Annotated in this window: 7 protein-coding genes and 3 tRNA genes; 2 read left to right on the plus strand and 8 right to left on the minus strand. The window is 43.0% G+C overall.

Translation table 11 applies throughout. The features are described 5' to 3' along the window. A partial coding sequence (gene miaA, locus WKI49_03405; GenBank protein MEJ7621552.1) for a tRNA (adenosine(37)-N6)-dimethylallyltransferase MiaA occupies positions 1–879 on the minus strand: 879 nt, incomplete at its 3' end. After that, the gene (gene thiE / locus WKI49_03410; protein MEJ7621553.1) at positions 848–1,441 is read right to left on the minus strand and encodes a thiamine phosphate synthase; all 594 of its coding nucleotides are present in this window, start codon (positions 1,439–1,441) and stop codon (positions 848–850) included. The genes thiE and miaA, both read right to left, overlap by 32 nt. 21 nt (positions 1,442–1,462) lie before the next feature. Here thiE and WKI49_03415 point away from each other — a divergent pair. Together WKI49_03415 and murJ are read left to right on the plus strand one after the other, a co-directional pair. Next, positions 1,463–1,546 (plus strand) — tRNA-Leu (locus WKI49_03415). Between the two features lie 12 nt (positions 1,547–1,558). After that, positions 1,559–3,049: a murein biosynthesis integral membrane protein MurJ gene (murJ, locus tag WKI49_03420; GenBank protein MEJ7621554.1), complete on the plus strand. Its 1,491-nt coding sequence runs from the start codon at positions 1,559–1,561 to the stop codon at positions 3,047–3,049. Here the strand turns inward: murJ and rpsT are convergent. From rpsT to WKI49_03450, 6 genes are all read right to left on the minus strand, one after another. Further along, the gene (gene rpsT / locus WKI49_03425) at positions 2,990–3,277 is read right to left on the minus strand and encodes a 30S ribosomal protein S20 (protein MEJ7621555.1); all 288 of its coding nucleotides are present in this window, start codon (positions 3,275–3,277) and stop codon (positions 2,990–2,992) included. The genes murJ and rpsT overlap by 60 nt on opposite strands. A 26-nt stretch (positions 3,278–3,303) precedes the next feature. Further along, positions 3,304–3,375 (minus strand) — tRNA-Cys (locus tag WKI49_03430). Between the two features lie 4 nt (positions 3,376–3,379). After that, positions 3,380–3,451: transfer RNA gene (locus tag WKI49_03435), tRNA-Gly, on the minus strand. A gap of 21 nt (positions 3,452–3,472) precedes the next feature. Then, positions 3,473–4,321, minus strand: a complete 849-nt coding sequence (locus WKI49_03440) for a DUF1732 domain-containing protein (GenBank protein MEJ7621556.1) — start codon at positions 4,319–4,321, stop codon at positions 3,473–3,475. Positions 4,322–4,336: 15 nt separating this feature from the next. Beyond that, positions 4,337–5,737 carry a replicative DNA helicase gene (gene dnaB / locus WKI49_03445; protein MEJ7621557.1) on the minus strand — a complete coding sequence of 467 codons (1,401 nt, stop codon included), beginning with the start codon at positions 5,735–5,737 and terminating at the stop codon, positions 4,337–4,339. Beyond that, a complete protein-coding gene (locus tag WKI49_03450; GenBank protein ID MEJ7621558.1) occupies positions 5,734–6,123 on the minus strand; it encodes a Rid family detoxifying hydrolase in 390 nt (129 codons plus the stop codon). The genes dnaB and WKI49_03450 overlap by 4 nt, the downstream gene beginning before the upstream one ends. Positions 6,124–6,183: the final 60 nt, after the last annotated feature.

A 6,183-nucleotide genomic window follows, 5' to 3' on the forward strand; every position in this document is an offset into this window, starting at 1 on the left:
TATCTCCTCTACTGCTCCTTCTATACCAACCTTTTCCATGTCCACTTCATGCCATCCCTGTTTTCTAAACCACCTTATCTGCCTTTTAGCATATTCCTTTGTGTTTTTTACCATTTCAGTAAGGCACTCTTGCAAAGGTTTTTCTCCTTTCATACAGGGAATAAACTCCTTGTAGCCTATAGCTTGAGGTGATGTGAGAAAGTTTTCAAAGCCCATTTTCATAAGCTTTTCAATCTCATCCATTAGTCCCATCTCAAGCATTTTCTTTGTTCTTTCTTCAAGTCTTTCAGAGAGCCTTTCCCAACTCCAGCGAAGATAAAACCCAACAAAGTCAAACCTTGGCTTGCTCCAACGATGAAAGGAGGAGAAGGGTTTTCCCGTGTTTATGAAAACTTCAAGAGCCCTAACTATTCTTCTTGTATCTTTTGGAGATATTTTCTGTGCATATTGTGGGTCAACAGACCTAAGCCTGCTGTAGAGATATTCACTTCCCTTTTTGTCTGCTATCTCGTAAAGTCTTTTCCTTAGTTTCCAATCTGGTGGTGGCGTTTCCTCTATTCCGTAAAGTAGTGCTTGAATGTATAGATATGTTCCACCGCATACTATGGGGACTTTCCCCTTACTTGATATCTCCCTCACAGCCTTAAGAGCAAACTCTTCAAAAAGTTTAGCATCAAAGGATTCTCCCGGCTCCACTATATCCACCAGATAGTGTTTGACCTTTCCCATACATTCCAAAGGCTTTGCAGTGCCAATATCCATATGTCTATAGACGCACATGGAATCTGCACTTATTATTTCTCCTCCAATCCTTTCTGCTAAAAGACAGCACACTTCTGACTTTCCGCTACCCGTCGCTCCTCCAATCACTATCAACATGGTCAAAGAATAATCCTATGCCGGCGATACCATAAGCACCGTTTTTGTAGCAGAGTTTTATCCTGTCCCATGTAATTCCACCCAGAGCGTATACGGGGATGGATAGCTTCTGAGAAACTTCTTTTAGCAGACCAAGACCTATAGGTTCTACTTCTGGATGGGACTGGGTTTTAAAGATAGGGCTAAGGGTTATAAAGTCCGCACCCTCTTCTTGAGCACAGAGAGCCTGCTCAAGGCTATGTGCGGAGTATCCCACCAGGAGCTCTGGTGCTATCTTCTTAACCACGCTGGGTGGCAGACCCTTTTCTGGTAGGTGCACTCCGTCCGCATTCACCGCCAGCGCAATGTCTACCCTATCGTTTATAAAAAGCATGGCATCATAGTTCTGCGTAAGCTCTCTTACCCTCTTTGCAAGCTGGTAGTATTCAAGTCCAGAAAGCTCCTTTTCCCTGAGCTGAACCATTCTTATACCCTTCTTGAGAGCTTTCTCCAGCCTTTGGAGCATATCTGGGTATCTTTTGCTGTCTGTTATGGCATAGAGCCTTGGCAAATTGGAGTTCATGATGTATAATATAATAACCAAGCCGGAGTGGCGGAACTGGCAGACGCGCTGTCTTGAGGGGGCAGTGCCCGTGAGGGCGTGCGGGTTCGACTCCCGCCTCCGGCATTAGTAGAAAAAATGGGATTACTCAAGCACTCCATTTCCTTCTCCATCGCCACCCTTTTAAGTAGGATAATAGGCTATGTAAGAGATGCCTTGATAGCCTACTACTTTGGTGTTTCTCATATAACAGATGCCTTTTTTGTAGCCTTTAGGCTTCCCAACACCTTTAGAAGGCTCTTTGGAGAGGGTGGCTTTAACGCAGCCTTTGTTCCCATCTTTGCCAAAAGGGTAAAGGAAGGAACGGAAAGGGAGTTTCTCAATTCAACCTTTACCTACTATACGCTCTTTAATCTTTTGGTAACCCTTGCAGGCATTCTGTTTGCAGAGTGGATAATAAGGCTTATAGCTCCAGGAATAGTAGGTAAAAGCTACTTTGAATTGGCGGTCTTTATGGCAAGGTTTCTCTTTATCTATCTCTTTTTTGTAGGGCTTAGTGCCTTCTTTATGGCGGTATTAAACACAAGGGGAGTTTTCTTTGTTCCTGCTTTTGCACAGGCGGTCTTTAACATAGTAATGGCTCTTTGTATTGCACTCGCTTCTCACAGTTTGGGTTATATGGCTCTTGTTTTAGGAGTTTTAGCGGGGGGCTTTGCCCAGTTAGTTTTTCACCTTCCTTCGGTAGTCTCTCAAAAGCTCCTACCTCAGCCAACGCTTAAAAGAGACAGAGACCTAAACCTTCTTTTGAAAAGACTTATCCCAGCTTTGATGGGATTTGGTGTGGCTCAACTTTCCTTTTTTATAGATACCTTTCTCGCTTCTTTTTTGGCATTGGGTGCCATATCATACCTCTATTACGCCAACAGAATATTCCAACTTCCTTTGGGTGCCTTGTCTGTGGGTATGGCAAACTCCTTGCTTTCTGTCTTGGCAAGCGGACAAGACCCAAAGAAGAACATCACCCTCGCCTTTAGGTTTATTACACTGCTTGCCCTTCCTGCCACTGGAGGTCTTTTGGTGCTATCGCATCAGATAATAGCCTTGCTTTACGGAAGGGGAAGGTTTTCAGAAGAAGACATAGCAATAGCAGGCAAAGTGCTTGCGGTATACTCCTTGGGTCTTGTCTTCTTTTCCCTTCAAAAGGTGCTGGCAAGTGCCTTTTTTGCAAAAGGAGACACAAAAACTCCCGTGCTGTCTTCTCTCTTTGCGGTTTTATCCGAGGGTCTTTTTGCCTTTGTTTTTGCCTTTGTCCTAAAACTTGGCGTGGTAGGTCTTGCTCTTGGGACTGCAAGCTCCTCTGTAGCAGGCTTAGGGTTTTTGCTATATTTTTGGAAAGAGAAAAGCTTGGACATAAAAGCCTACTTAATAACCACTATGAAGTCTATCTTTTCCACCTTGGTTATGTGTATTTTTCTACTTTTACTAAAACCCTCCCCTTACGGAGTTTTGTATTCAATACCCTTTGCGGTAGCTGTCTATTGGTTATGCCTTTTAATGCTTAGAGAACCCTTAGCTTACCTGCCCTTGAGCCTTTTGAAGAGCTTTGTTAAGAAGCTTGGTAAGTCTTGAGGCTCTTCTGCTTGCTTCATTTTTGTGAATAACACCCTTTGATGCGGTATGATAGATTATACTTATCACTTCTGGCAAGAATTGTTTAGCTTCTTCTAACTGACCAGCTTCTACCATCCTTCTAAATTTCTTTATGTAAGTCCTCATTCTTGATAGATGATACCTGTTTCTCAACCTTCTCTTTTCATCTCTTCTCATACGTTTCTTGGCTTGTCTCGTATTTGGCATAAGCAAACCTCCTCGTTATATTTTTAAGGCAACGGGCGGATTCGAACCGCCGTAGAAGGGATTTGCAGTCCCTCGCCTAACCACTCGGCCACGTTGCCTAAAAGCGGGCGACGGGACTCGAACCCGCGACCTGCTGCATGGCAAGCAGCCGCTCCACCTCTGAGCTACGCCCGCTAAGATATATATATTATACCACTACTCCACATTTGCTACCTGTTGTTTTAGCCTGTCAATCTCTGTCTTTATTTCCACTGCGAGATGTGACAGGTCTGGAAGTTTGTTAGCGAGTGTGGTTATCTCCCTATGCATTTCCTGAAAGAGAAACTCTAACTTCCTTCCTACCTCATCCTGCGACCTAAAAAGCTCTTTGCTCTTGATAAGATGTGCCCTAAACCTACTTATTTCCTCTTCTACATCCATCTTGGAGAGAATAAGAGCTATCTCGTTAAGCACCAAGGCGTTGTTTTCGGAAAGCCCGAGCTCTTTTGCCTTTTCCAAGACCCTATTTTTTACCCTCTGATAGACTTCTTCTCTAATTTCTATTATCTTTTGGAGAAGCGCCTCAATGCGCGCAAGCCTCTCTTCCATATACTTCCTTATGTGTTCCCCCTCTTCCGCTCTTCTATTGAGAAGTTCCTTTAGTGCATCCGTCAAGGCACAGGAAATTGCCTCCTCAAGAGAAGGGTCTATCTCCTCCTTTGGAGCTTCTGAAAACTTTGCGGATAAATGAAGAATAGTATCATCGCTCACCTTCAAGTCCAATTTGTCTCTTATTATCTTGAAAAAGTTTATATTTCTAAACAAGTCATCTAAGCTCACAGGCTCAATAATTCCCTTTCTTTTAACTTCAATGTGCAGGTTAACCGTCCCTCTTCTAATAAACTCCCTTACCAACTTTCTCACAAGAAATTCAAGAGACATGAGATTGTAATTTGACTTTATAAACACCTCAAGGGTTTTACCGTTTAGGCTTTTCACAAATACACTAACAGCCCAATTCTCGTTTTCAAAACTTCCTGACCCATATCCCGTCATACTAAACATGGATAAGATTATACGCTAAAAATCTAAGTCAAACTCATCTTCTGAAAAATCTTCAAACTCTTGCTCGTATTCTTCCGTGTTAGTAGAGATACCCAATGTAAGCGGTTTAAAGCTGGCTGTATCTTTTAGAAAGGCAACCTTTACAATTCCAGTGGGTCCTTGCCTTTGCTTTGCTACTATAATTTCCGCTATCCCCTGCTCCTCCGGTGATGGGTTTCTTTTGTAATATTCTGGTCTGTGAATAAAGATTATGAGGTCCGCATCTTGCTCAATCTGTCCAGACTCCCTAAGGTCTGCAAGTTGTGGTCTTTTGTCTGAACGATGCTCCACTTGGCGTGAGAGCTGTGCTAAGGCTACAACGGGTATGGAGAGCTCCTTTGCAAGTGCCTTAAGGTTTCTTGATATCTCCGCCACCTCCTCTTGTCTTGAAGACCTTCTTGTAGGAGGTCTAAGGAGCTGAAGATAGTCAATAAAGGCTACTTCCACACCCTTTTCCTTTTTTAGCTTTCTTGTCTTTATTCTCACATCAGTGGTAGAAAGACCAGGAGTATCATCTATGTATATTTCACATCTTGAAAGGTCAAGAGCAGAAGATATGAGCTTGTTTCTATCCTCTTCGTTTACAAAACCCCTCCTTATGTTTTGAAGAGGAACACCAGAAAGCATAGACAAAGCCCTCATCACGAGCTGTTCTTTACTCATCTCAAGGGAATATATGACAACGGGCACTTTTTCTTGCATTGCCATGTGTATTGCCATTGAAAGCATAAAGCTACTTTTACCCATACCCGGTCTGGCAGCCACTATTATAAGGTCGGAGGGATGAAAACCAGTGGTTAAAAGGTCAAGGTCAAGAAAGCCTGTTGCTATGCCGGTTATAAGCCTTTCCTGTTTCCGGTGCTTTTCTATAATATCAATAACCTCCTTCGCCACATCCCTTATATGCCAGTAATGGCTAACTATCTGTTTTTCTGATATCTCTATGAGTTTTGTGTTTAGATATTCAAGAAGGTTTTCAAGGTCTGGCTCTTCTTTTATGCCCCTTAGCACACTAAGGGATAGGTCCATTAATTTTCTAAGTCCAGACTTTTCCTTTACGCTTCTTATAGCCTCTTCAAGAAGGCTTCCGGTAGCAGCCTCTTCCACAAGTGAGTAGATAAAAGCCATATCCAACCTTTCCTTAAGCCCCCGTTTCTCTATATATTCTCTTAGGACTATATCATCCCAGTCCTTTCCCTTATCCTCCCAAACCTTATATAGCAGAGAAAAGAGCAATCTATGATTTTCAAAGTAGAAGTCCTCTTCTCTGAGGTGTTCAAGCACAGTAGGCATGGTCTCTGGGTCTGCAATTATTGCACCCAAGACTGCCCTTTCCGCAAGTTCGTCATAGGGTGGTTCAAGGTCAGAGGGTATCATGTCCTTTCTTTGGCAAGTGCGGTAATCTCAAGCTCCACAAGAGCACCAAGAGGCAGACCACTCACTTCAACGGTTGTTCTTACAGGTTTGACAGGCACATCCTTAAAAAAGTCCTCGTATAGGGTATTAAACTCTTTGAAAAGGCTAATGTCCTTTAGGTAGACCACTACCCTTACTATACTCTTCTTATCCACACCACTTGCCTGCAGTATTGCCTCTATGTTGTCAAAGACCTGTTTAACTTGGTCTGTAAAACCTTCCTTGAGCTTTCCAGTATTTGGGTCAATGCCTATTTGACCCGACAGGAACAAAAAGCCACCTGCTATAAGTGCTTGGGAGTAGGGTCCCACTGGTCTTGGTGCTTTTTCTGTAAAGATAGGTGTCATGTTTTAATATTTTAAGCCAATAGTGGGTGCTCTTGGCTGAAAAGGTCAACATAGAGTTTT

The sequence above is a fragment of the Aquificaceae bacterium genome (assembly GCA_037722135.1).
GTDB lineage: Bacteria > Aquificota > Aquificia > Aquificales > Aquificaceae > Pampinifervens > Pampinifervens sericum.